Consider the following 26,037-nt stretch of genomic DNA (forward strand, 5'->3'; position numbering starts at 1 on the left):
TAAAATGATAGTGATAATGAAAAAAGTGATGGTAATAGTGTTCCTTTTTGTGATAAGTCTAGGGTATTCTCAAGATTGGAAAACAAATTTTGAACTCGTAAAAAAAGAAGCTGTTAGTCAAAATAAGCCAATTTTATTAGTGTTTTCAGGATCAGATTGGTGTGCACCCTGCATAAAATTAGATAAAAGCATTTGGCAATCTGCAGAATTCAAGGAATATGCTGCAACTAATTTAGTATTAGAGCGTGCTGATTTTCCTAAGAAAAAACAAAATCAACTGGAAGCTGACATTAAAAAGCAAAATGAAGGTCTAGCTGAAATGTACAATAAAGACGGTATTTTTCCATTAGTTGTTATTTTGGATTCTAACGGAAAAGTATTGGGTAAAACAAGTTATAAAAACGTAACTCCAAAAGAATATATAGAACTACTTAACTCATTTATAAAAGGATAATGATACGCAAGCTATCTTTAATTTTGTTCCTCTTTTGTGGTGTTGCAGCTACTTCGCAAGTCACCCAAAAAAGAACGTTGTCCATGCTGGGGAGTCCGTTTGAAATGATTGTTGAAGCCAAAGACATTCCAGCGGCAGATGCATATATTGATATGGCTGTGGCCGAAGTATCCCGCATTGAAAATTTAATTTCAGACTGGATTTCGACGACGCCAATCTCTGACGTCAATAGAAATGCTGGAATTAAACCAGTTAAAGTGCCTCAAGAAGTATTTGATTTAGTACAACGCTCGATAAAAATATCTGAATTAACCTCAGGAGCTTTTGACATCAGTTATGCCTCGATGGATAAAATTTGGAAATTTGATGGCAGTATGACCGAAATGCCCACGCCGGAGGAAATTAAAAAATCAGTGGAGAAGGTAGGCTATAAAAATATAATTCTAGACGCTGAGAACAATACAATTTTCCTTAAAAATAAAGGAATGAAATTAGGATTGGGCGGAATTGGTCAGGGATTCATTGCTGATAAAATTAAAGCATTACTTATTTCTAAAGGTGTCGTTGCAGGAATAGTAAACATATCAGGGGATATCAACACCTGGGGAAAACAGCTCAATGGAGAAAAATGGAAAGTTGGAATTAAAAACCCATTAAACAAGGACAAAATTTTCGCCACTTTTCCTCTAGAAGATAGCGCTGTAGAGACCTCAGGAAGTTATGAAAAATACGTGACTTTTAACGGAATACGATATTCACATATCATTGATACCAGAACTGGTTATCCTGCTTCAGGAGTGATTAGCGTTTCGGTTTTTGCAAAATCAACAGAGTTTGCTGATGCTTTAGCAACTGGTATTTTTGTAATGGGAGTAGATGTGGGATTGGATTTAGTCAATCAATTACCGGGAATAGGATGCATATATGTCGATGACAAGGGAAAAATATTCGCTTCAAAAAATATAGATTTAAAAAAATTCAACAATGAATAAACTAGCTCTTTTTATAATCGTTTTAGTTACCCTGCAATCTTGTGTTGCAGTTAAGGAATATGATAAATTATACATTAACGATCCTGACATGAAGTTAGCGGCGAAACCGTCTGAGAAATACGAAACCACTTTTCAGGTGTATCGTGAGGCTGCAGCAGGTGCCAATGGTGGAAAAACAGGTGGTGGATGTGGTTGTAATTAGAACATTAAGATGAAAAAAATAATATTTGCGCTGGCTTTGTTAATAAACATGGCTGTTGTTGCCCAAGTTAAAGATTCAACGACTACTTTTAAAAAGAGAGTTTTAGAAAATACCGAAGTAGATTTGTTATTGAGTTACTACAATCAGGATGGTACGCATTCTGCCGTTAGCGGTGGAATTGGTTCAGAGAAACTATCTGACATAGCTTCAAATATCGTAGTGGCCGTTCCGCTAAATGAGGATGATGTCTTGACTTTTGATGTGGGGATTTCGGCCTACACTTCTGCCTCTTCAAGCAATATTAATCCGTTTAATGCGACTGGTGCTTCTGGAGCGGGAGGTTATGATGATAAAAAGGCAATTCAGAAAGGTACGGCTGCAAGCAGTCCTTATGGCACTCCTTGGCAAGCTTCATCGGGAGCTTCAAAGAGTGACCAGCTGGCTTCTGTTAGTGCAAATTACAGTCATAATTCGGATAATAGAAATAACATTTGGACTGCTGATGTTTCTTTTTCGAATGAGTATGATTATACTTCAATTGGCTTTGGGGGTGGGTTTACCAAGTTGTTTAATGAGAAAAATACAGAAATAAGCATAAAAGCTAATGCTTATTTAGACCAGTGGAGAACCATTTATCCTACTGAATTACATGAATATGCAAAGTATGGAGCTAATTTTAAAAATAACGGATTCTTTTCTGGCGTTTCTATAATAGATCAAAACGGTGCTACATCAAATGGATATTTGCCATCGGCATTTAAACCTTATGACAAGTCAAACAGAAATTCGTACTCGGCCTCTATTTCATTTTCTCAAATACTGACAAAAAAGATTCAAATGTCTGTTTTTATGGATGTTTTGCAACAAGAAGGCTTATTGGGAACTCCTTATCAGAGAGTCTATTTTGCTGATAAAGCAAATTATTATATTGGACAATCTCAATATATTCCGGTATATACCACTTCCGAAAATAAAGGAGTCTATCAATTAGCTGATGACAAAGAGCGACTACCGAGTACCCATTTTAAAATTCCGATAGGAGCAAGACTCAATTTTTATATCAATGAATACGTAGTCGCCAGAACCTACTACAGATATTATCAAGACAATTGGGGTATTCAAGCGCATACTGCTTCGATTGAGTTACCTATTAAAATTAGCTCCAGTTTTACTGCTTATCCTATGTTCCGTTATTATACGCAAACAGCTTCAGATTATTTTGCTCCTTATGAGAAACATCTTTCAACGGAGAAATATTATACTTCGGATTATGACTTATCAAAATTTGACAGTAGTCAATATGGCTTAGGTTTCACGTATACTGATATTTTTACTCGTGCTAGAATCTTTGTTTTAGGATTAAAATCAATAGATTTACGATTGAATCATTATACAAGAAGTGATGGCTTGTCAGCAAATATTGGTTCTTTAGGTTTTAAATTTTTATTGGAATAAAAAACAGGGATATGCATATTTTAATAGTGGAAGATGAAGCAGGTATTGTACAATTTCTCCAGCAAGGTTTAGAGGAGGAAGGCTATCAAATCACCAGTGCTGCTGATGGTTTGCAAGGATTTGAACTTATTCAGCAACAGCATTTTGATTTGATTCTTTTGGATTGGATGTTACCCAAAATGAGTGGATTGGATTTGTGTAAAGCTATTCGAAGAAAAGATAGTAACACACCTATACTATTTTTGACAGCCAAAGATACGGTGCAAGAAACAATCGAGGGTATTAAAGCAGGAGCTAATGATTATATTAAAAAACCGTTTAGTTTTGAAGAATTAGTGGAACGTATCAAAATTCATTTTCGGAATCAGAATGAACAAGATATTTTAACTCTTGGAACAATACAGATAGATATCGCAAAACATACTGTTTTATCTCATCAAACAGAAATACAGTTAACAAATAGGGAGTTTAATCTCTTGTGTTATTTAGTCAAAAATAAAGGAAAAGTTTGTACTAGAAATCAAATTATAGAAGATGTCTGGGACATACATTTTGATTATGACACTGGTGTCATTGATGTTTTTATCAATGCTATCCGTAAAAAGTTAAATTTAAAAATCGAAGAAGACTATATAAAAACAGTGCGCGGTGTAGGTTACATCGCAAATGACTAATTACTAATGCAACAATTTTCATTTAAAAATAGAATCGCCTTCAATTATATTATCACCACAGCTTTATTGATTTTTGTGGTGTTTTTTACTATCTATTCTATTGTAAAGTTGAGTGTTTACAACCACCTTAATAATGATATTGGTAAGGAGGTAAAGAATCATATGAATGAAATTGAAATAAGAAACAGCTCTATTTTTCTTATTCACATGGAGGAATGGAAAGAAAGAGAGCATAACACCGTTGATGTAAACCCCGTTTTTATACAATTTTTAGATAATAATGGTAATTTAATTGAAAAATCGCCCAATTTAAAAAAACAAACCTTATCGCTTCATACCCATATTGAAGATAAGGAGTTATTTGATACCAAATTATTAGATAACAAAATTCGGCAAATACAGATCCCAATATACAACAGAACAAAAAAAATAGGCTATTTATTGATTGCCATGTCTCTTGAAGATGCTTCGATGGTACTTCAAAACTTATCCGAGGTATTGATTATCGCTTATCCGTTAATTCTAATCGTACTTTTTCTGATTGCAAGGTTTATTGCCGGAAGAAGCATAAAACCCATTAGTTCTATTATCGAAACTTCTAATATCATTACCAAAGATAATTTAACGTCCAGAATTCCACTACCTTTAAATCGGGATGAACTCTATATTTTATCAAAAACAATAAATAATTTATTGGACAGAATTGAAAACACGATTGAAAGAGAAAAAGAATTCACTTCTGACGCCTCGCATGAATTAAGAACTCCGTTGACCGTCATAAAAGGAACCTTAGAGGTTTTAATAAGAAAGCCGAGAAACCCTGCAGAATACGAAGAAAAAATTAGCTATTGTATCGCTGAAGTGGATCGCTTAAACAATCTGGTGGATCAATTGCTGTTGCTAGCGAGATTTGAAAATCAAAAACAAAGCTTAAAAAGGGAGAAACTTTGTTTAAATGCAGTTATTCTAGATTCAATTTCAAGATACTCGAATACAATACAAACCAAAAATATTCAGGTTGCGACAGAATTTAAAAAGGACTATTATATTGAAACGGATATTTATTTATTCTCAATAATAATTAATAATTTGATTTCCAATGCGTTAAAATATTCAGATATAAATGCTAAATTAGCTATTACTATAACAGAAAATGATAATACAATCGAATGCAGTATAATCGATTCAGGTATTGGGATAGCTTCTAAGGATGTTGAAAAAGTTTTTAATCAATTTTTCAGATCTAATTCAACAGAGCATCCTGAAATTAAAGGAACGGGATTGGGACTATCAATCGTGAAAAAGTTATGTCTATTACTTAGTATTGACATTCGAATTTCAAGTCAGGAAAATATTGGAACGGCAGTAATGTTAAGCTTCCATAAAGAAGACCTTAAGTAGTTCTTAAGACAATCCTTACCGATTTACTGTATTTTTGAAAAATAAAATAAAGTGAAAAATGCTTGAAAAAATTATTGCTTTTAGTCTTAAAAACAAACTTATTGTTTTACTATTTACCTTAGGAATATTTGGATTCGGAATCTATTCTATTTTTCAAATTTCTATAGGAGCCGTCCCAGATGTTACCAACAATCAGGTACAGGTTATTACTACTTCGCGAAATCTTTCTACTCAAGATATCGAACAATACATTACGTATCCAGTAGAAATTGAAATGGCAAACTTGCCTGGCGTGAAAGAAATTCGTTCAATTTCAAAATTTGGCTTATCTGTGGTCACCATTGTTTTTGACGATGATTTAGGAACCTATTTACCCAGACAGTTAATTGCCGAAAAAATCAAATCGGCATCAGAGAAAATCCCAGCAGGTTTTGGAACTCCAGAAATGGGACCTATCACCACAGGACTTGGAGAGATTTACCAATACACGCTGGAAGTCAAACCTGAATTTAAAAACCAATATTCAGTAACTGATTTAAGAACCATTCAAGACTGGGTTGTAAAACGCCAATTATCAGGAATAAAAGGGGTGGTTGAAATAAATACTTGGGGTGGTTATTTAAAGCAATATGAAATTGCAATAACCCCTTCTAAATTAAAAGCCATGAACATCAGTACTACAGATGTTTTTACGGCGCTTGAGAACAATAATAGTATTGCTGGTGGTGCTTATATCGAAAAAGTAAATCAGAGTTATTTCATTCGAGCCGAAGGAAAAGTAAAATCGCTAGCCGATATTGAAAATATAGTGGTGAAGAATATAAACGGAATGCCTGTTTATGTGAAAAATGTGGCAGATGTGCGTTTTGGTTCTGCTAATCGTTTTGGTGCTATTACTGGTAATGGAGAAGGGGAGAAGGTACTTGGACAGGTGATGATGCTAAAGGGTGCCAACTCTAAACAAGTAATAAACGATGTAAAGGCAAGAATTGCCGAAATCCAAAAATCATTGCCACAAGGAGTTTATGTAAATGGATTCTTGGAGCGTAGCGAGTTAGTTGGAAAAACTACTTTTACAGTTGCTGAGAACCTTATTTTAGGTTGCTTAATCGTAATTTTTGTAGTGGTTTTATTGTTAGGAAACTGGCGTTCTGGATTGGTAGTGGCTTCTGTGATTCCGCTATGTTTATTATTTGCGATATCATTGATGAATATTTTTGGAATAGATGCAAACTTGATGAGTTTAGGCGCTATCGATTTTGGAATTATTATTGACGGAGCGGTTATTATCGTTGAGTTTATAGCCTTTCAAATAGCCAGTAAAGCGGCGCAATTAGGTCCTATGTCTGATGTAGACCGCCAACTGGAAATTGACCAGATTACCTATAAAAGTGCTTCAAAAATGATGAATTCGGCTATTTTTGGGCAATTGATCATCTTGATTGTTTTTATTCCAATTCTTTCTCTTTCAGGCATAGAAGGTAAAATGTTCAAACCTATGGCAATGACATTTAGCTTTGCCTTAGTGGGAGCGATGATCTTTTGCTTTACCTATGTTCCCGTTGTTTCGTCGTTATTTTTGAAACCTAAAGAAGAGAACCCTAAGTCATTTTCTAGTAAATTAATTCGAAAATTAAATTCGTGGTATCTCCCTGTCATAACATGGGCTTTAAGCAATACTAAAAAAGTATTATATGGCGCTTTGGGATTATTAGTGATGGCAGTAGTTTTATTTACGACTATGGGAGGGGAATTTATACCCACTTTAGACGAAGGAGATTTTGTGATTCAGCCCGTATTGAAAACAGGAACTTCTTTGACAAAGACGATTGCTACCACTACTAAAATAGAACAAATTATTCTAAAAAACTTTCCAGAAGTAGAACAAGTAGTGAGCAGAATAGGTGCTGCCGAAGTTCCTACTGACCCTATGAGCATGGAGGAAAGTGATGTTATAGTTAAGCTAAAGCCAAAATCAGAATGGGTGTCAGCAGAAAGTAAAGATGAACTGGCAGATAAAATTAAAGCAGCGATTGAAAAACAAATTCCAAATATGGAAATTGAATTTACCCAACCGATCGAAATGAGATTCAACGAATTAATCTCTGGAACGCGCTCAGATGTTGCTGTTAAAGTATTTGGCGAGGATTTGAATGTATTAGCTAAGAAAGCACATGAAATTAAAAAAGCCATTGAAAAAGTAGAAGGAGCCTCAGATATTATTATCGAAAAAACGGAAGGTTTACCTCAAATGACCGTGCGTTATGATCGTTCTAAAATTGCTCGTTATGGTTTGAATATTACAGAGCTGAATGATATGATTGCGCTGGGATTCGCAGGAAAAACAGTGGGTAATGTATTTGAAGGTGAAAAACGATTTGACATGGTAATTCGTTTGGATCAAACCAATAGGCGTGATATTAATGACTTGAAAAATTTATATGTTTCGGCTCCTAATGGAGAACAGATTCCGCTACAGGAATTAGCAAACATTGAATACACTGAAGGTCCTGCCAAAATATCAAGAGATAACACCAATAGAAGAATAGTAGTAGGAATTAATGTTCGAAACAGGGATTTACAAAGTGTGGTTACTGACATTCAGCACATTGTGGATACAAAAGTTAAACTGCCTGCAGGCTATTACGTTCAGTATGGAGGACAGTTTGAAAATCTTCAAAGTGCCAAAGCCAGATTATTGGTTGCCGTACCTATTGCATTAATCTTGATTTTTATCTTATTGTACTTTGCTTTCGGTTCGATCAAAGAAGCCTTAATGGTGTATTCAGCAATTCCGCTTTCAGCAGTGGGAGGAGTGTTATTTTTATGGATGAGAGGATTGCCTTTTAGTATATCAGCGGGTGTTGGTTTTATTGCGCTCTTTGGTATTGCAGTTTTAAACGGAATTGTATTAATTGAACATTTTAAAGAATTAAAACATCAAGGAATGAAAAACATTGATGAACTCATATTGAAAGGAACAACCGATAGATTGCGCCCTGTTTTATTAACGGCAGCCGCTGCAGCCTTAGGTTTTTTACCAATGGCGATATCTTCTTCTGCAGGAGCAGAAGTGCAAAGACCTTTGGCAACAGTCGTAATTGGAGGATTATTTACAGCAACAATTTTAACGATGGTAGTACTACCTATTTTATTCAAGGTTTTCGATGGAAAAGAGTTTAAAAAGGCAAAATTTAAAAAACATCATAGTAACACCTATCTAATTCTATTGTTGTTAAGCACTTCATTTGCTTTTTCACAAAATTCAAATCCGGAACTAGATAGTTTGATAGGAAAAGGGATCACTAATAACAAAGGTTTAAAAGCCTATCAATTGCAGGTTGATAAATACCAGGCTAATATAAAAAGCGCTTATACCTTTGATAAAACTACTATTTATTACAATTACGACCAGAATAATCTGGCTTTTAATAATGAACCTTTAAAGATTTTTGGAGCGCAACAACGTTTTTCTTTTCCCACAGTATATGGAGCTCAGAAAAAGGTAAATGTAACGGAATATGAAAAGGAAAAAGCCAGCTTTGAAATTCAAAAAAATAAACTTTCGTTAGAAATTTCTAAAGTATATTATCACATTGTGTATTTACAAAACCAAGAAAAACTATATTTCTATTTGGACAGTTTATATCAAAATTTTTCAAAAGCAAGTGATAGACGTTTTGAATTAGGTGAAACCAATTATCTCGAAAAAATAACGGCACAAGCTAAATTTAGACAAATAAAAACAAGCCTTTCTCAAATTGAAAATGATAAAAAAGCACAGTATGATTTGCTGTATTCCTTGATTCAAACCGATGAAAAAATTGCAATAAAAAACAATTCAATCACTCCGCTATTTAATTCAACAGCAGATTTAAGTACAGCCGTTCATAATAAATATTTAGAGAGTGTTACGAATAGTTACAAAAGCCAAATTAAACTTGAAAAACAACATTGGTTGCCTGATTTGCATTTGGAGTATTTTAGAGGGTCCAATAAGGGATTGTCGCAATCATTGAATGGTTTTCAAATTGGAATTGGGGTTCCACTTTTATTCTCTGGAAATGTTTCTAAAGCAAAAGTGGCTCAACTGGAATTACAAAGTTGGGAACAACAGAAGCAAAATGAAGAACAAAAAAGAACGCAATTTGTGAATCAAAAAAAGAACGAATTAGCGAAATATCAAGAAGCAATAAATTATTACAACCAATATGGAAAAAAGTTATCGGATGAGATTCTTAAAGTGGCGAATTTAAGCTATAAACATGGAGAAATTGATTTCTTCCAATACATTCAAAGTTTAGAGAATGCAACCGCTATTCAAGTTGAATATCTCGACAACGTACTTAAATTCAATGGAACCCAACTCGATTCACAATACCTTAATTTCTAAAACCTAAAAAATGAAAAAAACACTATATATACTCGCCTTGTCAATCGTTCTATTTTCGTGCAAAGAAACTAAAACAGAAGAAGCCGTTGCTACCGATACTACTTTAGTAACGGTGACACTGCCACAATTTAAATCTTCGGCAATGGAAATAGGAAGTCCTGTGGAACAAGATTTTGAAGTAACTGTAAAAACAACTGGAAAAATAGATGTTCCGCCGCAAAACAGAGCGAAAGTAACTACGTTTGTTGGAGGAAACATCAAAGCAACTACGTTATTAGTAGGTGATAAAGTGAGAAAAGGACAAGCATTATTGACTTTAGAAAACACAGAATTTCTTGATATTCAAAAAGAATATTTGGAAGTAGCGGAACAAATTAAATATTTAAAATCAGAATACGAACGTCAAAAAACATTATTTGATGAAAAAATTACTTCTCAAAAAAACTATCTAAAAGCGGAAAGTGAGTATCGAAGAGCAAAAGCAATGTATCAAAGTTTAAAAGCAAAATTGCAGCTGTTAGGCATTAATGCTGTAAACGTCGAAAATGGTAAATTGACCTCAGTAATTACTATTTTCGCTCCTATATCGGGTGATATTGTCGTAATGAATGCCAATGTTGGTATGTATGTAGCACCTTCTGATGTAATGCTTGAAATTATAGAAACGGATCATTTGCATTTAGAATTAAATGTATTCGAAAAAGACATCTTAAAAGTAAAAGTAGACCAAGACATCAATTTTACCGTGCCAGAAGCTACAAAAGAAGTATTCCATGCCAAAGTACATTTAGTAGGAAAATCTATTGAAGGAAATGACAGAACGATCAATGTTCACGGGCATTTAGACGATAATATCAAGCAAAAATTAATTACTGGAATGTTTGTAGAAGCGGCTATTGTGGTAAATTCTAAAAAAGGCCTAGCAATCCCTACAGGAGCTTTAATTACTGAGAACGACAAAAATTTCGTACTTTTATTGAAGCAAGAAAAAAACGACAGTTATTTCTTTAAAAAGATAGCAGTAAAAATAGGAGAGAAATCAGAGAAATATGTTGAAATTATTCCTGATAATCAAATTAATTCTTCTTCTAAAATTTTAACAAAAGGCGTTTTTGACGTGGTTAATTAATTCTAAAGTATGGATTTAAATAAACTGAAAGGGCAACTGCAAACTGAAGTTGACACTGCTTTTCTTTATGATAGCATCGCCGAAATTCAAGCGGATGAAAATCTCAATAGGGTCTTACGCAGTTTGTCAGATATTGAGAAAGGGCATGCGCAACATATGTTGGATAAAGTAAGGACTATTGAACAGAAATATGAAATGCCTGCACCATCTTCTAGAGCTAAATTTCAGCTTAAGTTGGGTAAGTTGTTTGGTTACGGATCTATAATCAGTAGTTTGTCAAGTGTCGAAAAACAGTTTGCTATTAATGCTATAAAGAATAAAATTGAAAAGGGTGAAAAACCTACTGGTTTTGAACACAACCATTTAAATATCATTGAAGCGGTTAACAATAATGCCGCTTTAAATGTGTCTGGAGGGTTTCTTTCTAAATTTGAAAGCCGTCATAAATCAGTAGGTGGAAATGCCTTACGTGCAGCTGTTTTAGGATCGAATGACGGTCTGGTTTCCAATATGAGTTTAGTCATGGGCGTCGCTGGCGCTGCGGTCTCTAACAATACTATTTTATTGACGGGAATTGCAGGACTGATGGCTGGAGCGATTTCAATGGCATTAGGAGAATGGCTTTCGGTTCAAAGTTCTAGAGAATTGAATCAACGCCAAATCGACTTAGAAACAGAAGAATTAGAAGCATCTCCCGAAGAAGAAAAAAAAGAATTAGTTTTATTGTATCAGGCTAAAGGAATGAATGTGATTGAAGCGCAAAAACTGGCAGATAAAGCTTTTGAAAGCCATGAAACAGCTATTGACGCCATAATCACCGAAGAATTAGGTATAGATAAAGAAGAACTGGGAGGTTCTGCCTGGGAGGCAGCAATTGCTTCCTTTATTTTATTTTCAATTGGAGCGATTATACCATTGTATCCTTTTATGTTTTTAGACGGGAAAAATGCTATACTTTTGAGTATTGGTAGCAGTGTTATCGGACTTTTTGGAATTGGCGCTGCCATCACCTTATTGACAGGCAAAGGGATTTTGTTTTCGGGATTTAGACAAGTTTTCTTTGGATTAGCTGCAGCTGCTATCACTTATGGTATTGGATCCTTAATTGGGGTTTCATTAGCTGGATAAATTTATTATGTTTGTTCCTTATTAATGTTTGTTAAAAATATAAAACTTATGAATGATGCTCATTTACACTTAGTGGTAAACCATTTCCCTATTATCGGAACAATATTTGGTTTGGGAATTTTAATTGCTGGATTGGTTTTAAAAAACAATTCAGTCAAAAATACTGCTTATATAGTATTAATTGTCGCCGCTATTTTTGCATTTTTAAGTATGTATACGGGCGATGGAGCTGAGGAAATGGTGGAAGATATGCCAAATATTGGCAAACAGATCATTCATGAACATGAAGAATTAGCTGAAAAGTTAGCCTTGTTATTATATGCTACGGGAATTTTTAGTTTAGCATCACTATATACGAGTATAAAGAACCATAAATTTTCTAAATTTACATCTTATATTACGCTTGTTTTAGCTTTAGGAGCTGCAGTTTTGGGATCAAGTGTGGGAACCTCAGGAGGAGAAATACGTCATACTGAAATTCGTGATAATACATTGAATTCAGCTGTTGAAAATGGTAATTTCCAATCAGAAAGTACTACGGATAAAAACGAAGAATAGTTTTATTTAACAAATTAGTCATATTTAGTTAAACTAAAAATTGCTTTTTAATCAAAAAAGCTCTTATATTTGCTGTATAAAGAAATAAAAAAAATTATGTTCACAATACAATTACATCATCATCATTTCCATTATTGCTCTCAAGCGATGTGTTAATGATATGGTTGTAAATCATCATATTTTAAAACCCGTTTGAGTACATCAAACGGGTTTTTTATTTAATATCCTTTGTACTCAAACATAATATTACAAACAAACTAAAAAACATTACAATGAGTACATTAAAAATTGCAATTCAAAAATCAGGACGTTTAAACGAAGACAGCATTCAGATCTTGAAAGATTGTGGGATTTCTATTAACAACGGAATTGATCAATTAAAAGCGGAAGCCTCAAACTTTCCATTAGAAGTTCTATATTTAAGAAATTCAGATATTCCTCAATATTTGATTGACGGTGTGGTAGATATCGCCATTGTTGGAGATAATTTATTAGTCGAAAAAGGAAAAGGAATTCAAGTAGTTCAAAAACTAGGTTTTTCAAAATGTAAAGTTTCTGTCGCTGTTCCTAAAACATTCGAGTACAATTCGATTCAAGATTTAAACGGACTGCGTATTGCAACTTCTTATCCAAATACAGTGATTGAATATTTCAATTCTTTTGGAGTAAATGTTGATATTCACCAAATTTCAGGTTCTGTAGAGATTGCTCCCAATATTGGTCTTGCTGACGCTATCGTTGATATTGTATCTAGTGGAAGTACTTTATTCAAAAATAATCTGAAAGAAGTTGAAATCATTTATAAGAGTGAAGCAGTATTAGCTGTTTCTCCTAAAGTGACTCCAGAGGTTCAAAAACTAATTGACACATTACAATTCAGAATTGAATCTGTTTTGAGAGCCAGAAAATCAAAATACATTTTGATGAACGTGCCTAATGATAAAATAGATGCAGTTGGAAAAATTCTTCCAGTTTTACGTAGTTTAACGGTATTGCCTTTAGCACAAGAAGGATGGAGTAGTGTACACTCGGTAATAGATAAAGACACTTTTTGGGATGTAATTGACCAGTTGAAAGACGCTGGTGCCGAAGGGATCTTGATTTGTCCAATTGAAAAAATGGTACTTTAGAATTATAAATTAGTAAGTATGAATTATGAGTTTTGAAAAACTTGCTGATTGATGCTTTTGTAAACTTTTCGAAAAATCTTTTCGGTTAAATGACAAAACTATGAACAAAATATACAACCCAACGCCAGAAACCTGGTCAGATATACTAGAAAGACCTACTAAAACGGTAGACGATATCGAACTAACGGTAAAAGAAATTTTTAAGGAAGTTCAAAAAAAAGGAGATGAGGCTGTAGCCAAATATACTTCTCTATTTGACGGTGTTGCCATCGATAAATTAGAAGTCACCAAAGCTGAAATTGAAACCGCGGTCGCTGCTGTTTCGACAGAATTGAAAGAAGCCATTCAGTTAGCTAAAAATAATATCGAAAAGTTTCATGCTGCTCAAAAAACAGTAAGAGTAGCCGTTGAAACAGTTGCAGGAGTTGAATGCTGGCAAGAAAAAAGACCTATTCAAAAGATTGGTTTATACATTCCTGGTGGAACGGCACCTTTATTTTCAACCGTTTTAATGTTGGCTGTTCCTGCAAATATTGCAGGTTGCAAAGAAATTGTTCTTTGTTCTCCTCCTGATAAAAAAGGAAATATAAATCCAGCTATTTTATATGCTGCCAATTTATGTGGAGTTACTAAAATTCTAAAAGTAGGAGGGATACAAGCTATCGCTGCAATGACTTTTGGAACGGAAACAATTCCTAGAGCATATAAAATTTTCGGACCAGGAAATCAATTTGTAACCGTAGCGAAACAATTAGCAACGCAGTTTGGTGTAGCAATAGACATGCCTGCTGGTCCTTCCGAACTATTGATTGTTGCAGATGATACTGCTGTTCCTGCTTTTGTAGCTTCAGATTTGTTGTCGCAAGCAGAACACGGTACGGATAGTCAAGTGATTTTGGTTTCAACCTCAAAGACATTAATTGACGCCGTTGAAGAAGAAATTCAAATCCAATTAGACGCTTTACCAAGAAAAGACATTGCCGAGAAAGCAATTGCTAATTCAAAGTTGATTTTTGTCGAAAATAACCAAATCGCTTTGGATTTAATCAATGAATACGGACCAGAACACTTTATAGCTTGCACATCATCGGATGATTTTTATATTGACGGAATCGAAAATGCAGGTTCTATTTTTATAGGAAACTACACGCCTGAAAGTGCTGGAGATTATGCTTCGGGAACTAATCATACTTTACCAACAAATGGTTATGCTAAAAACTATAGCGGTGTAAACTTGGATAGTTTTACAAAATCAATGACTTTTCAGAAGATTTCTGAAGTAGGAATTCAGAATATTGGAAAAGCAATTGAAGTGATGGCCGAAGAGGAAGGCTTGCAAGCACACAAAAATGCAGTTACATTACGATTAAAAGCGATTAAAGATGGAAAATAGTTTCGACATAAATAATTTAGTTCGTGAGAACGTTAAAACCATGAAACCGTATTCATCTGCTCGTGATGAATTCAAAGATTTTGATGTGGCTCAAATGATATTTTTGGATGCCAATGAAAATCCATATCAAAATGGAGTGAATCGTTATCCTGATCCTGAGCAAAGCAGCGTAAAAGCGGTTTTAGCCAAACAAAGAAACCTGAAAGTAGATCAAGTTTTATTAGGTAATGGAAGCGACGAAGTATTGGATTTATTGTTCAGGGCTTTTTGCGAACCTAAAACAGATAACGTAATTACTTTGCCACCAACATACGGAATGTATAGCGTATTGGCTAATATTAACGCAGTTGAAAACAGAGAAATTTTATTGTCTACAGATTTCCAACCTGAGATCGATTCCATTCTAGAAGCGGTTGATACAAATACAAAAATGATCTTTTTATGTTCGCCGAATAACCCTACAGGAAATTCATTTGATGATGAAAGTGTGGTTACTTTACTTCAAAATTTTAAGGGATTAGTAGTCATTGACGAAGCGTATATTGATTTCTCAAAAAAGCAAAGTTGGTTAAATGAATTGGACGAATATCCTAATTTAATCATTACACAAACTTTATCAAAAGCGTACGGTTTAGCTGGAATTCGTTTAGGGATTTGCTATGCATCTGCAGCCATTATTTCGGTTTTAAACAAAATAAAACCACCTTATAATGTGAATGAGTTAACACAACAAAGAGCCTTAGAAAGATTAGCTGATAAAGAAAAAATACAATTAGAAATAGACTCAATTGTAATACAAAGAGATGATTTACTTAAAGTATTAAATGAGGTAAAATTTGTATCTAAAATTTATCCGACAGAAGCAAATTTTGTTTTAATAAAAGTAGATGACGCCAATAAAAGATACAATGAATTAATTGCCAAAGGAATTGTGATTAGAAATAGAACTACGCAACCTTTATGTGAAAATACCTTGCGTTTGACTATTGGTACAGCAGAAGAAAATAAGAAGTTAATGGAGGCATTGACGACAATTTAAACACAAATTTTAGAAGTGTTATTTTGAAAGTGTAGTTATTAAAAATAAAATAGTTTTAGAAAAAAAATAAGAAAATAGAACTCAAAATAAATAGAATTTAAGCGATTGCTAATTCGTGAAAATCTGTGAAATTTGTGTTTCTTTTAAATTATAACAAATGAAAAAAGTACTTTTTATAGATCGTGACGGAACTATGGTTTTAGAACCAGAAGGATACCAATTAGATAGTTTAGATAAATTAGAATTTTATCCAAAAGCATTTCAATATTTGGCAAAAATTGCTAAGGAATTAGAATACGAATTGGTCATGGTGACCAACCAAGACGGTTTAGGAACAGACAGTTTTCCAGAAGATACGTTTTGGCCAACACAGAATTTTATTTTAAGAGCTTTCGAAAATGAAGGCGTTCTTTTTGATGATATTTTTGTTGATCGGTCGTTTCCAGAGGATAATGCGCCAACGCGCAAACCAAGGACTGGAATGTTACTAAAATACATCGATAACCCAGCTTATGATTTGGTTAACTCATTTGTATTAGGAGATCGTTTAACAGATGTGGAATTGGCTAAAAACCTAGGTGCAAAAGCAATTTTCATGAACGTGAGTGAAGGTGCGGGAAGTACTGAAATCGCTTCTAAGCGTGAAGAATTAGATGATGTTATTACATTACAATCAACGGACTGGAAAGAGATTTATGAGTATTTGAAATTAGAGGCACGTTCGGCTACAATTTCGAGAAAAACGAATGAAACGGATATTTACATCAATTTAAATTTGGATGGAACAGGAAAGAGCAAAATCGAAACTGGAATTGCTTTTTTTGATCATATGCTAGACCAAATTGCACGTCACGGACAAATGGACTTAGAAATCCTTGTAAAAGGAGATTTAGAAGTGGACGAACATCATACAATTGAAGATACCGCGATTGCTTTAGGTGAAGTTTTTGCGAAAGCATTAGGAAATAAACTAGGGATTGAGCGTTACGGTTTCTGTTTGCCTATGGACGACTGCTTAGCGCAAGTAGCGATTGACTTTGGAGGTAGAAACTGGTTGGTTTGGGAAACCGAATTCAAACGCGAAATGGTAGGAAAAATGCCAACAGAGATGTTTTTGCATTTCTTTAAATCTTTCTCTGATGGTGCCAAAGCGAACATCAATATAAAAGCGGAAGGACAAAATGAACATCACAAAATTGAGGCAATTTTTAAGGCTTTCGCCAAAGCGATAAAAGTAGCCGTAAAACGCGATACCGAGAAAATGATTTTGCCATCGACGAAAGGGATGCTTTAAAAAAGTTGTTTAAAGTTTCAGGTTTAAAGTTAGCACGATAACTTTAAACCTGAAACTTTAAACTTGAAACAAAAATAGATGAAAATAGTAATCATAAATTACGGAGCAGGAAATATTCAGAGCATTATGTTTGCTATCGAAAGATTGGGATTCAAAGCGGTTTTGAGTAACAACCCTGATGAAATCAAAGCAGCTGACAAAGTGATTTTTCCAGGAGTGGGTGAAGCCAGTTCAGCGATGAAAATGCTTTTAGCAAGCGGATTGGACAGTTTAATTCCAACATTAACGCAACCTGTTTTAGGAATTTGTTTGGGAATGCAGTTAATGTGCAACAAATCAGAAGAAGGGAATACCAATGGTTTGGGGATTTTTAATATAGATGTGATTAAATTTACTTCAAAAGTAAAAGTGCCACAAATGGGTTGGAATCAAATATACAATTTGAAGTCGGCTTTATTCGACGGGATTGCTGAAAACGAATACATGTATTTAGTACATAGTTTTTATGCACCACTTTGTGATGAAGCGATTGCCACAACAAATTATGAAGTAGAATATGCATCAGCATTGCAAAAGGATAATTTTTACGGAACCCAGTTTCATCCCGAGAAAAGTGGTGATGTAGGGGAGAAAATTCTTGGAAACTTTCTAAAATTATAACTATTTTAATGACAATGGCAAAAATCAATTTCAAGTACAATCTGAAATCAAAAATCGTTAATCTACAATCGAAAATCAAATGAGAATAATACCTGCAATAGATATCATCGACGGAAAATGTGTTCGCTTGTCAAAAGGGGATTACAACACCAAGATAATTTATAATGAAAATCCGCTTGAGGTTGCCAAAGAATTTGAAGCGCACGGAATTGAATATTTACATTTAGTGGATCTTGACGGTGCAAAGTCAAGTCAGATTGTCAACTACAAAATATTAGAGCAAATTGCTTCTAAAACAAAATTGAAAATTGATTTTGGCGGTGGATTGAAGTCGGATGCCGACTTGAAAATTGCTTTTGAAAGTGGTGCTAACCAAATCACCGGTGGAAGTATTGCAGTCAAAAACAGAGCCTTATTCGAAAAATGGATTCAAGAATACGGTGCTGATAAAATCATACTTGGAGCAGATGCAACTAATGAAAAAGTAGCTGTATCAGGTTGGTTAGAAGAATCTGATGAAGACTTAATTCCATTTATACAAGGATATCAAGCTAAAGGAATTCAACACGTTATTTGTACAGATATAGCCAAAGATGGAATGCTTGAAGGACCAAGTTTTGATTTGTATAAAAAAATTATTGATGAATGCAACGTCACTTCGAGCGCAGTCGAGAAGTTGGCGAAAGCCAAAGCAATAAAATTAATCGCTTCAGGTGGAATTTCTACCTTTGATGAATTGCCTAAATTAGCCGAATTAGGTTGCGAAGGCACTATAATAGGAAAAGCGATTTACGAAGGACGAATTAGTTTGAAACAATTAGAAAACTACATATTAAATAAATAAGTATTTCGCAAAGAGACACAAAGGAAAAACGAAGATTAGCTGAGATTTTTGTGTGTCTGTGTGAAAACTTCGAGAATCTATGTGGAATAAACAATTAAATGAATGTATAATGCCATAGAGTATTCGGCAAAGTAACACAAAGAGAACACAGAGCTTGACAAAAGTTTTGCGTATCTCTGTGGAAGCTCTGCGAACCTCTGTGTAACAAAAAATGACATGCTAACAAAAAGAATAATCCCCTGTCTAGATATAAAAAACGGACGAACCGTTAAAGGTGTAAATTTCGTAGATTTGCGTGATGCTGGTGATCCTGTGGAATTAGCCAAAATCTATTCCGATGAAGGAGCTGATGAATTGGTTTTCTTGGATATTTCTGCAACAGAAGAAAGAAGAAAAACTTTGGTTGATTTAGTACGAAAAGTGGCTTCTACAATTAATATCCCGTTTACGGTAGGTGGTGGAATTTCATCCGTGGAGGATGTTGAAATTTTGCTTCAGAATGGAGCGGATAAGGTTTCAATCAATTCCTCGGCTGTAAAAAATCCCCAATTGATTAATGACTTGGCTCAAAAATTTGGAAGTCAATGTGTAGTTGTTGCAATCGATGCCAAACAGATTGACGGTCGCTGGATTGTACATTTGGTAGGGGGAAAAGTGCCAACGGAATTGAACTTGTTTGATTGGGCAAAAGAAGTAGAACAAAGAGGCGCGGGGGAAATCCTGTTTACATCAATGGATAATGATGGAACCAAAAACGGATTTGCAAATGAAGCTTTAGCCAAACTTTCAAGTTTAGTCAATATTCCAATAATTGCCTCGGGTGGTGCTGGGAACATACAACATTTTGTAGATACTTTTATTGATGGAAAGGCAGATGCAGCATTGGCAGCAAGCGTATTTCACTTTAAAGAAATTGAAATCAAAACACTAAAAAAAGAACTTAAAAATAATAATATTGAGGTTAGAATATAGTTTTATCTTTAAGACATTCGACTTTATAACTTTAGACTAAAAATAATGAATATAGATTTTTCAAAAAATACAGACGGATTAATTCCTGTCATAATTCAGGATAGTGAAACCAATACTGTTTTAATGTTAGGTTATATGAATGCGGAAGCCTATCAAAAAACTGTGGATACTAAAAAAGTGACATTTTACAGCAGATCGAAACAAAGACTTTGGACAAAAGGAGAGGAAAGTGGTAATTTTTTGAATCTAATAGACATCAAAAATGACTGTGACAATGACACCTTGCTAATTCAAGTAAAACCGGAAGGCCCTACATGTCACAAAGGAACTGATACCTGCTGGGCAACAAAAAACAAAACGAATTACGGTTTCATTTCTGCTCTTGAAGACACCATTCAAGCACGAAGAGAAAATGCAGATTCTGAAAAGAGTTATGTGGCTTCTTTATTTAAATTAGGAATCAATAAGATTGCACAGAAAGTCGGTGAAGAAGCAGTCGAAGTGGTTATCGAGGCAAAAGATGAAAACGACGACTTGTTTTTAAGTGAAAGTGCCGATTTACTTTTCCATTACCTAATTCTACTACAGGCAAAAGGGTTCAAAATCAACGATGTAGTTGACGTATTAAAAAGTCGCCAAAAATAGATATTTTTTTTCTTTTTAATTAAACGATATAAAACCCAACAGTAATTTCATTTGCTGTTGGGTTTTATTTTTTCTTTTATTTCAAGTTGCAATCCCCTATATTTACTATTATTTATAAAATACCACATTACACGTTATGAATTTTGACAATACAAGCAACACTTTAGATCTTAAAGGTACAATCATAAAAACAGGACTGCACATAATATTAACCACCGATGAAGATGATTTACGTCCAGTATATTTTTCGGGTAATTTTAACGATTGGGATACGCAAGATAAAGAGTTCGTAATGGAAAAAATTGGAAGTGGTTTATATCATTTCAAATTCACCCATGATTTTGACTATCCTGAAACTTTATTGTATAAATTTACAAAAGGGGATTGGAGCGAAGTGGAAATTGACAGGAACGGCAATCGTACTGAAAACAGGTCAACAAAGAAGCATACGGGAATACAAAACGAACATGTAAGTAGGTGGAGAAAAAACTGGCTGCCATTCAAACCAAGCTATTTGCCACAAGTCCTACTCATTTCGGATGAATTTGAAATTACTGAACTGAATCGAACTAGGAAAATATGGGCGTTGCTTCCTCACGATTATGATACTTCACACGAAAGCTATCCCGTGATGTATTTACAGGATGCCCAGAATTTATTCAATGAGAATACAGAATATGGTAATTGGGAGATTGACAAAAAATTGGCTGTAATGTCAGAGTATAAAATTGGAAAGATTATTATAATTGCCATTGAACATGCGGAAGAAGACAGACTAAAAGAATATAATGTAGGTAAAACAATATTAGGAAAAGGACAGGGAAAAAAATACATCCGTTTTGTAACCAAAACGTTGAAACCGTTTGTAGATACTAATTTCCGTACTAAAACAGACCGCGCTAATACCGGAATAGGGGGTAGTTCAATGGGTGCATTAATCAGTATTTTTAGTGGACTGAGATATCCAAAAGTGTTTGGTAAATTGATGATTTTTTCTCCTTCGCTTTGGGTTAAGCCTGATATGAAAATAAAAGTGGACGAAGACGTTACAGAAGACACCAAAATATATTTATATGCCGGTGGTGATGAAAGTGACACTATGATAGAACATGTAAAAAAATTCAAGGATCGCGCCATTGCAAACGAATTTGTAAAAGATAAAATGAAAATTAATTTGAGCATCAATAAAGAAGGAAAACACAACGAGACCTATTGGAGTGATGAATTTCCTAAAGCTATTGAGTGGCTTTTTTTTAACACAAAAGATAATTAAATGAAAACGAAGCAAATAGATAAATTAGAGAATTTTTCAGGAACCGTTTTAATACCCGTTTTTGAAACTAATGCAAAAAGTATAGTTCCAATCCAATTTGAAGGTTTAGAAATATCGTCTAAAGTTTTCTACGGCAAGAAGGATACCTCTTATTTAGCCGAGAATAATAACATTACCTACCTATTTATTGGACTAGGTAAAGCAATCGAGTACAAGGGATTAAAAACAATAGCGAGGAGAATTTCCGCTAAGGAAAAAGAATCTTTTGGAAAAAATGTAGCATTATTTGTTCCAGAAGAATTCAATACTGACCAAGTAGAAGCAACCGTTTCTGGTCTATTGTTAGGTACTTATAATTTAGGTCATTTCAAAAAAGTGGACGAACATCCTTTTTTAAATCCGGATTTTGAACTAGAAATTTTATCTTCTAAAGATTATTCGGCAACAATCGATAAAGCGATCAAAATTGCTCGCGCCCAACTTCAAACTTTAGAACTGGTTGATTTACCACCAAATAAAGTAACACCGAAGTATCTTGCAAATTGGGCTCAAGATAAAGGCGGTAAATATGGATTTGAGGTCAATGTTCTTGGTCTTGAAGCATGTCAAATAGAAGGACTCGGTGCTTTTTTAGCGGTTGGAAAAGGCAGTGAAAATGAACCACAATTTGTTATCATGACTTATACCCCAAAAGAAGATGTTCCTAACTTAAAGCATGTTGGGCTAGTGGGTAAAGGAATTACTTTTGACACTGGAGGTTTGAATATAAAAACAGCAGGAATGGTTCATATGAAGTGTGACATGGCTGGTGGTGCTGCCGTGTTTGGAGCCATGCAATTGATTGCTGATTTGCAATTGCCTGTAAAAGTCACTGCTATTGTCCCTTGTGCAGAAAATGCTGTCGATGCAAAAGCATTTTTACCAAGTGATGTGATTCATAGTTACAACGGAACTTCAATCGAAATTATTGATACTGATGCTGAAGGTCGTTTGGTCCTAGCAGATGGTATTTCCTATCTTATAAAAAATTACAAGCCAGAATATATAGTTGATATCGCTACACTTACTGGAAGTAGTGTTGGAACATTAGGATACGAATGTGGTGCTTTGTTTACCAATAATGAAACTATTTCCAAAAAGCTGCAGGAAGCGGGAGATTCAGTAGGCGAGCGTCTGTGGCAATTACCACTTTGGGATGTCTACAAACAAGACATTGAAAGTGACATTGCAGATGTAAAAAATTATAGCGGAAAACCAGTAGCTGGTGCTATTAGCGCGGCTAAATTTTTAGAATATTTTACAAACGAGCATGCTGCTTGGGCACATTTGGATGTCGCTGGTGTAGCATTTGGCGACGATGAATTTGCAAAAAGCAAACATGCTAAGGCATACGGAGTACATTTATTAACCAAATTCATTGAAAATTTATAAGCTTATGCAAAATCCTAAAACCTTCATTTGTATTTCGAATTATTTCAAGGGAGCCGATTTTTTAATTCATTTAAAAAGTTTGGGCAACAAAGTCTACCTCATAACCAGTGAAAAACTGAGAGACAAACCATGGCCGCATGATTCTATAGACGAAACCTTTTATATGCAAGGTCAGGATATCGATTGGAACTTAGAGCATTTATTATTGGGTGTTGGGAACTTAATGAAGTCGAATCAAATTGATGCCATTGTAGCATTAGATGATTATGATGTAGAAAAAGCAACCTATCTGAGAGAAAACCTGCGAATTGATGGTATGGGACAAACTACGGGACGTTATTTTAGAGATAAACTGGCGATGCGCATGAGAGCAAAGAGTTGTGGCATTTCTATTCCGGCTTTTTGTTCTTTATTTAACGATCACGACATTAATACGTTTGCCGATACTGTGTCTCCTCCATGGGTTTTAAAACCACGGTCAGAAGCCTCGGCGAACGGTATTATAAAAGTATACGATAAAGAAACCTTATGGATTCATATTAATGAAATGGGAAACAACCGTTTCAAATATTTACTGGAACAATTCAAACTAGGTGCAGTATATCATTGTGATAGTTTGATTTCAGATCGCAAAGTCATTTTTAGCTTGACTTCAAAATACTTGGTCACTCCGATGGAAATATCACAAGGTGGTGGTGTTTTTCGTAGCTCCAATATTCCTTATAATTCGGAAGACGATAAAGCGATAAAAAAGGTAAATGAGCAAGTCATGAAAGATTTCGGATTAAAACATGGCGCTGCACATACTGAATTTATTAAAAGCGATGAAGATGGAAAAATTTACTTTTTAGAAACATCATCTCGCGTAGGTGGAGCGCATCTAGCAGAAATGGTCGAAGCTGCTTCAAATATAAATCTTTGGAAAGAATGGGCCGCCATTGAAGATGCATTGGTAAGAGATCAAAAATATAAGTTACCAAAAGTAAAAAAAGGCTATGCAGGAATTGTATTGACTTTGTCTAAATATCAAAATCCTGATCTGTCTTCTTTTTCTGACCCTGAGGTTTGCTTTAGAGTTCCTCTAGATTACCATGCCGGATTAGTGGTTCAGTCTGATAAAAGCGAAAGAGTTTTAGAGCTACTAACTGAATATGTAGATCGCTTAGTCGCTGATTTTACTGTAGTGGTACCCCAAGAAACAGTCTCAAAACTACATTAATAGAATAGTTCCGATTTAAAAATAGAATTGTATTAAAAGATTCCGCATTCATGAAAAAAATTTTTGTTATTATTTGTGCCGTAGTATTTATTTCGAATAGTAGTTTTGCCCAAGGGCTTTTGGGTAAATCTGAAGTAGTATTTACCAAACAAGACAGTCTCAGAGGAAGCATTACTAAAGAAAGAGCGTGGTGGGACGTGAAGTATTATCATTTGGATATTAAAGTAAATCCCAAAGACAGTACTATAACAGGTTCCAATACTATTAAATATCAAGTAGTACAAGAATACAACCGCATGCAAATTGATCTGCAAAATCCTTTAGAGATATATAAAGTAATTCAAGATGGCGTTGAATTAAAATATAAACGAGAAGGAAATGCTTTTTTTATTGAATTGGTTGCCCTTCAAAAACTGGGTACTGTAAAAGAACTTACCGTTTTCTACGGCGGAAAACCAAAAGTTGCCGTGAATCCGCCATGGGATGGCGGTATTACTTGGAAAAAGGACAGCAATGGCAATCCATTTATAGCCTCTTCCTGTCAGGGATTGGGCGCTAGTGTATGGTGGCCAAATAAGGATCATATGTACGATGAAGTAGAAAGTATGCTGATTAGTGTAAATGTTCCCGGAAACCTTACCGATGTCTCTAATGGACGATTGCTTAGCGTTAAAAAACTAAAAGACGGAACCAAAACGTTTAACTGGTATGTTTCTAATCCCATCAATAATTACGGTGTAAATATAAATATTGGGGATTATGTTTCTTTCTCTGAAAAATACAAAGGAGAAAAAGGCGATTTAGATTGTAGCTATTATGTTTTGAGAGATAATTTGGCAAAAGCCAAAGAACAATTTAAAGATGTTCCTCGCATGCTTAAAGCTTTTGAACATTGGTTTGGACCTTATCCGTTTTATGAAGACAGTTACAAACTGGTAGAAGCTCCTTATTTAGGAATGGAACATCAGAGTTCAGTTACTTATGGGAATGGCTTCAAAAATGGATATAGAGGTAGAGATTTGAGCGGAACAGGCTGGGGACTTAAATTCGATTTCATTATTATCCATGAATCTGGGCATGAATGGTTTGCGAATAACATCACAGATAAAGATATCGCAGATATGTGGATTCACGAGAGTTTTACCAACTATTCAGAGAGTCTTTTTGTGGAGTATTATTACGGAAAAGAGGCCGGTTATGAGTACGTGAGAGGAATTCGAAAAAATATTGAAAATGACAAACCAATCATTGGCCACTATGACGTAAACAGTGAAGGTTCGAGCGATATGTACTATAAAGGGGCTAATATGCTGCATACGATTCGTCAAATTGTAAATGACGATGAAAAATGGAGAACTATTTTAAGAGGTTTAAACAGTACTTTTTATCATCAAACAGTAACTACGAAGCAAATAGAAGATTATTTATCGACTTCCGTTGGAATTGATTTATCGTCCGTTTTTAATCAGTATTTAAGGGACACTAGAATACCAACTTTAGAATATTTTTTTAAAGATAAAAAACTAGGATTTCGCTGGACTAATTGTGTCACAGGTTTCAATATGCCAGTAAAAGTAACCCTGAGCGGCGAAGAAAAATGGATTAAACCAACTACCGACTGGGTAACTAATGCCGTTACTGTAGAAAATCCTCAACTTAAAATTGATGCTAATTTTTATGTAGCCGAATTTGATATTACAGAATAAAATTAGCTAATTTTACGGAGGTATTAAAAAACACATTGTAAAATT

General features: G+C 34.5%; 22 protein-coding genes. All 22 read left to right on the top strand.

The features are described from left to right. The first annotated feature begins 16 nt into the window (after window positions 1-16). The 22 genes from BMW63_RS09575 to BMW63_RS09680 all read left to right on the top strand — a co-directional run bounded on the left by BMW63_RS09575 (window position 17) and on the right by BMW63_RS09680 (window position 25,992). On the top strand, window positions 17-454 hold the full coding sequence (locus tag BMW63_RS09575; protein WP_074723391.1) for a thioredoxin family protein: 438 nt from the start codon (window positions 17-19) through the stop codon (window positions 452-454). After that, window positions 454-1,446: an FAD:protein FMN transferase gene (locus BMW63_RS09580; RefSeq protein ID WP_074723253.1), complete on the top strand. Its 993-nt coding sequence runs from the start codon at window positions 454-456 to the stop codon at window positions 1,444-1,446. Before BMW63_RS09575 ends, BMW63_RS09580 begins: the two co-directional genes overlap by 1 nt. Further along, entirely contained in the window at window positions 1,439-1,648 is a 210-nt protein-coding gene (locus BMW63_RS09585) for a DUF4266 domain-containing protein (RefSeq protein ID WP_074723254.1), read from the top strand. The genes BMW63_RS09580 and BMW63_RS09585 overlap by 8 nt, the downstream gene beginning before the upstream one ends. Before the next feature lie 9 nt (window positions 1,649-1,657). Continuing rightward, window positions 1,658-3,103, top strand: coding sequence for a DUF3570 domain-containing protein (locus tag BMW63_RS09590; protein ID WP_074723255.1), 1,446 nt, complete (start codon window positions 1,658-1,660; stop codon window positions 3,101-3,103). An 11-nt stretch (window positions 3,104-3,114) separates the two neighbouring features. Then, window positions 3,115-3,777, top strand: a complete 663-nt coding sequence (locus tag BMW63_RS09595) for a response regulator transcription factor (protein WP_074723256.1) — start codon at window positions 3,115-3,117, stop codon at window positions 3,775-3,777. Between the two features lie 6 nt (window positions 3,778-3,783). Continuing rightward, window positions 3,784-5,178, top strand: coding sequence for a sensor histidine kinase (locus tag BMW63_RS09600; protein ID WP_074723257.1), 1,395 nt, complete (start codon window positions 3,784-3,786; stop codon window positions 5,176-5,178). A 58-nt stretch (window positions 5,179-5,236) separates the two neighbouring features. Continuing rightward, window positions 5,237-9,571: a CusA/CzcA family heavy metal efflux RND transporter gene (locus BMW63_RS09605; protein ID WP_074723258.1), complete on the top strand. Its 4,335-nt coding sequence runs from the start codon at window positions 5,237-5,239 to the stop codon at window positions 9,569-9,571. A 10-nt stretch (window positions 9,572-9,581) separates the two neighbouring features. Then, complete coding sequence (locus BMW63_RS09610; RefSeq protein ID WP_074723259.1) at window positions 9,582-10,700, top strand: efflux RND transporter periplasmic adaptor subunit; 1,119 nt, start codon at window positions 9,582-9,584, stop codon at window positions 10,698-10,700. Window positions 10,701-10,709: 9 nt separating this feature from the next. Next, window positions 10,710-11,828, top strand: coding sequence for a VIT1/CCC1 transporter family protein (locus tag BMW63_RS09615; RefSeq protein WP_074723260.1), 1,119 nt, complete (start codon window positions 10,710-10,712; stop codon window positions 11,826-11,828). Between the two features lie 48 nt (window positions 11,829-11,876). Continuing rightward, window positions 11,877-12,386: a DUF2231 domain-containing protein gene (locus BMW63_RS09620; protein ID WP_074723392.1), complete on the top strand. Its 510-nt coding sequence runs from the start codon at window positions 11,877-11,879 to the stop codon at window positions 12,384-12,386. Between the two features lie 272 nt (window positions 12,387-12,658). After that, window positions 12,659-13,516 carry an ATP phosphoribosyltransferase gene (gene hisG, locus BMW63_RS09625; RefSeq protein WP_074723261.1) on the top strand — a complete coding sequence of 286 codons (858 nt, stop codon included), beginning with the start codon at window positions 12,659-12,661 and terminating at the stop codon, window positions 13,514-13,516. A 100-nt stretch (window positions 13,517-13,616) separates the two neighbouring features. Beyond that, a complete protein-coding gene (gene hisD, locus BMW63_RS09630) occupies window positions 13,617-14,909 on the top strand; it encodes a histidinol dehydrogenase (protein WP_074723262.1) in 1,293 nt (430 codons plus the stop codon). Next, the gene (gene hisC, locus BMW63_RS09635) at window positions 14,899-15,948 is read left to right on the top strand and encodes a histidinol-phosphate transaminase (protein WP_074723263.1); all 1,050 of its coding nucleotides are present in this window, start codon (window positions 14,899-14,901) and stop codon (window positions 15,946-15,948) included. Before hisD ends, hisC begins: the two co-directional genes overlap by 11 nt. Before the next feature lie 157 nt (window positions 15,949-16,105). Then, the gene (gene hisB, locus BMW63_RS09640) at window positions 16,106-17,242 is read left to right on the top strand and encodes a bifunctional histidinol-phosphatase/imidazoleglycerol-phosphate dehydratase HisB (RefSeq protein ID WP_074723264.1); all 1,137 of its coding nucleotides are present in this window, start codon (window positions 16,106-16,108) and stop codon (window positions 17,240-17,242) included. 78 nt (window positions 17,243-17,320) lie between these two features. Continuing rightward, a complete protein-coding gene (gene hisH, locus BMW63_RS09645; protein WP_074723265.1) occupies window positions 17,321-17,902 on the top strand; it encodes an imidazole glycerol phosphate synthase subunit HisH in 582 nt (193 codons plus the stop codon). Window positions 17,903-17,981: 79 nt separating this feature from the next. After that, window positions 17,982-18,746: a 1-(5-phosphoribosyl)-5-[(5-phosphoribosylamino)methylideneamino]imidazole-4-carboxamide isomerase gene (gene hisA, locus BMW63_RS09650; protein WP_074723266.1), complete on the top strand. Its 765-nt coding sequence runs from the start codon at window positions 17,982-17,984 to the stop codon at window positions 18,744-18,746. 216 nt (window positions 18,747-18,962) lie between these two features. Continuing rightward, entirely contained in the window at window positions 18,963-19,718 is a 756-nt protein-coding gene (hisF, locus tag BMW63_RS09655) for an imidazole glycerol phosphate synthase subunit HisF (protein ID WP_074723267.1), read from the top strand. Window positions 19,719-19,763: 45 nt separating this feature from the next. Next, window positions 19,764-20,363 carry a bifunctional phosphoribosyl-AMP cyclohydrolase/phosphoribosyl-ATP diphosphatase HisIE gene (hisIE, locus tag BMW63_RS09660; RefSeq protein WP_074723268.1) on the top strand — a complete coding sequence of 200 codons (600 nt, stop codon included), beginning with the start codon at window positions 19,764-19,766 and terminating at the stop codon, window positions 20,361-20,363. A 136-nt stretch (window positions 20,364-20,499) separates the two neighbouring features. Beyond that, window positions 20,500-21,636, top strand: coding sequence for an alpha/beta hydrolase (locus BMW63_RS09665; protein WP_074723269.1), 1,137 nt, complete (start codon window positions 20,500-20,502; stop codon window positions 21,634-21,636). Then, window positions 21,637-23,067: a leucyl aminopeptidase family protein gene (locus BMW63_RS09670; protein WP_074723270.1), complete on the top strand. Its 1,431-nt coding sequence runs from the start codon at window positions 21,637-21,639 to the stop codon at window positions 23,065-23,067. It begins immediately after the preceding gene. A 4-nt stretch (window positions 23,068-23,071) separates the two neighbouring features. Continuing rightward, the gene (locus tag BMW63_RS09675; protein WP_074723393.1) at window positions 23,072-24,286 is read left to right on the top strand and encodes an ATP-grasp domain-containing protein; all 1,215 of its coding nucleotides are present in this window, start codon (window positions 23,072-23,074) and stop codon (window positions 24,284-24,286) included. Window positions 24,287-24,336: 50 nt separating this feature from the next. Further along, entirely contained in the window at window positions 24,337-25,992 is a 1,656-nt protein-coding gene (locus BMW63_RS09680) for a M1 family metallopeptidase (protein WP_074723271.1), read from the top strand. Window positions 25,993-26,037 lie beyond the last annotated feature (45 nt).

Origin of the sequence: Flavobacterium frigoris (assembly GCF_900111075.1) — a bacterium.
GTDB lineage: Bacteria > Bacteroidota > Bacteroidia > Flavobacteriales > Flavobacteriaceae > Flavobacterium > Flavobacterium frigoris.